The 1,265-nt window shown below is 72.9% G+C and carries 1 protein-coding gene and 1 pseudogene; both read left to right on the forward strand.

Annotated elements, in window-relative coordinates:
• Positions 1 to 182, forward strand: a pseudogene (locus BGO37_RS17285) (methyl-accepting chemotaxis protein); the annotation flags it as partial.
• Between the two features lie 206 nt (positions 183 to 388).
• Positions 389 to 1,265: methyl-accepting chemotaxis protein (locus tag BGO37_RS17290; RefSeq protein WP_291757004.1), on the forward strand; the 877-nt coding region annotated here is incomplete at its 3' end.

Raw genomic sequence — 1,265 nt, forward strand, 5'->3', positions numbered from 1 at the left:
AGATGAGTCGCAACGTGGCCGAGGCCGCCACCGGGTCGGGGGAGATCGCCTCCAACATCACCGGCGTCGCCGCCGCCGCAGCCACCTCGACCTCGGTCGTCGCGCGGATGGGCACGGCCATCGACGAGCTGGCCGGCCTGTCGGTGGAGCTGCGCGCACAGGTCGCCCGCTTCACCGTCTGACCCCTCCACGTCGACCCCCGGGCCCCTCGTGGGCGGCCCGGGGGTCGTCGCGCGCCCGGGCGCGGCGGGCCGGGTGTCACGACCGGGTGACACGGGCGGCGAATCCCTCCGAAGCGCGCGCGCCCGGCCGATGGGCTCGGTGACGGGCGGGGGGCCCTACGGACAAGAAAGTGGACCCGACGATGGCGGTTCAGGAGTCCCCGGTCGTGAGCGGCCGTGGTGTCAAGCGATGGCTGGCGGACCGGCCGCTCGGCCAGAAGTTCGTCGTCTGCATCGGCCTCATGGCGCTGGTCGCCGGGGCGCTGACCGTGCTCGGCCAGACGCAGATGACCACGCTGAACGCCGACAACGCGGCCCAGCACCACACCGCCGCCATCCCGCTGCAGGCGCTGGACCACGTCAGCCTGGACATCGCCACGCTGCGGGCGCGCACGGCCGCCACGCCGTCGGTGCGCTCGTACGCCGACGGCCAGGACGCCTGGATCGCCAAGCTCCAGCAGGCGATGGACGCCGCGACGGCGGACCTCGACGCCTACCAGCAGTACGCGACGAGCCAGCAGAACTGGCAGTCGATCGCCAACGTGCTGCAGCAGTACGTCGGGGGCGACACCTCCCTCATCGAGATGGTCAAGGCCGGCAACCTCGACGGCGTCAGCGGCCTGGTCATGGGCCCCCTGCAGGGCGTCGCGGTCAACCTCGTGGACGCCGTGAACGTGGAGAGCGAGGCGCTGACCAAGCGCTCGGACGCCCTGGACGCCCAGGCGGAGGCCAGCTACCGGCAGGCGTCGCTCATCATGTGGATCGTCTTCGGCGCGGCGCTGGTCGTCGTCACGGGCATCTGCATCGCCATCGTCAAGCCGGTCGTCCGCACCTCCAACGAGGTCGTCGCGGCCATCAACGCGCTCGCCGAGGGCGACCTGACGGTGGTGCCGCCGGTCCGCTCGTCCGACGAGCTGGGGACCATCGCCGCCTCGCTGGCGGCCGCCGAGGAGTCGCTGCGCGAGGTCCTGACGGGCGTGCGGTCGACGGCTGGTCGGGTGGCGTCGGCGGCGGAGGGGTTGTCGGTGGCGTCGGGTCAGGTGG

Origin of the sequence: Cellulomonas sp. 73-92 (assembly GCF_001898175.1) — a bacterium.
Classification (GTDB): Bacteria; Actinomycetota; Actinomycetes; order Actinomycetales; family Cellulomonadaceae; genus Cellulomonas.